Source organism: Kitasatospora sp. P5_F3 (genome assembly GCF_054049135.1).
The window spans coordinates 1-1,058 of record NZ_JBFUMY010000193.1; the positions used below are offsets into that span (position 1 = coordinate 1).

Annotated in this window: 1 protein-coding gene and 2 pseudogenes; all 3 read left to right on the forward strand. The window is 70.3% G+C overall.

The features are described from left to right. A pseudogene (locus tag ACXJMZ_RS37270) lies at positions 1–140 on the forward strand (roadblock/LC7 domain-containing protein); the annotation flags it as partial. Between the two features lie 163 nt (positions 141–303). Beyond that, entirely contained in the window at positions 304–954 is a 651-nt protein-coding gene (locus tag ACXJMZ_RS37275; RefSeq protein WP_457034426.1) for a DUF742 domain-containing protein, read from the forward strand. Beyond that, positions 935–1,058, forward strand: a pseudogene (locus ACXJMZ_RS37280) (ATP-binding protein); the annotation flags it as partial. The gene ACXJMZ_RS37275 and the pseudogene ACXJMZ_RS37280, both read left to right, overlap by 20 nt.

A 1,058-nucleotide genomic window follows, 5' to 3' on the forward strand; every position in this document is an offset into this window, starting at 1 on the left:
GCTCCTCCCTCGCCGTCCTCGCCGCCCCCGACTCCGACATCGGACTCGTCGGCTACGAAATGGCCCTCCTCGTCGACCGCGCCGGAGCCGTCCTCACCCCCGCACTCCGCGCAGAACTCCAGGGCAGTCTCCTGCACTGACGGTTCGTCGGATACCGTCCTGGTATTCGAATGACCTCATGTCCGTCCCGGGCCCCAACAGTGGGCCCGGGTTCGGGCGTTGTACGGCCTTCGCACCACCGGCAGCGGCCCCTCGGGGGTCGGTGCCTGCACCGCACCGCCGCACCTTGTGAGGAGAGGAACCGTGACCCCGCCCGACGACCGCAGCGGCCAGTACGGCGTTCCGTACCCAGGCACCGGCCATGACGCCTTCGGAGCCCCCGGCGTCGGCCCCGGTCAGCCGTACGGCCAACCCGCCTACGGCCAGCCGCAGTTCGCGCAGCAGCAGCCCCCGCCCCAGTCCCACCAGTACGGCGGGCAGCCGAGCCAGTCCCAGTACGACCGGTCCGCGCAGTACGGGCGGCACGGCTACCAGGACTACCCGGGGCCCGAGGCCTTTCCTGAACAGGACGAAGAGCCGGGCCACGTCGAGGAGTTCGACGACGACCACGACTCGGGACCGCTGATCCGACCGTTCGCGATGACCGGTGGCCGTACCCGGCCCCGGTACGAACTGGCCTTGGAGGCACTGGTTTCGGCCAATGTCTCCCCGGACCGGCTGGCCTCGATGCTCCCCGAGCACCAGCGGATCTGCACCCTGTGCACCGAGGTGAAGTCCGTCGCCGAGGTCTCCGCGCTGCTCAATCTCCCCCTCGGGGTGGCACGCATTCTGGTGGCCGACCTCGCAGAGGCCGGCCTCGTCGCCATCCACCAGCCCGCCGCCGGCGGCGAATCCGGCAACCAGCCCGATGTCACGCTGCTCGAAAGGGTCCTCAGTGGACTTCGCAAGCTCTAACGCGGCCACCCCCACCCGCGCCACCACCTCCGCGAAGATCGTCGTCGCAGGCGGCTTCGGCGTCGGCAAAACCACCCTCGTCGGCGCGGTCTCCGAGATCAACC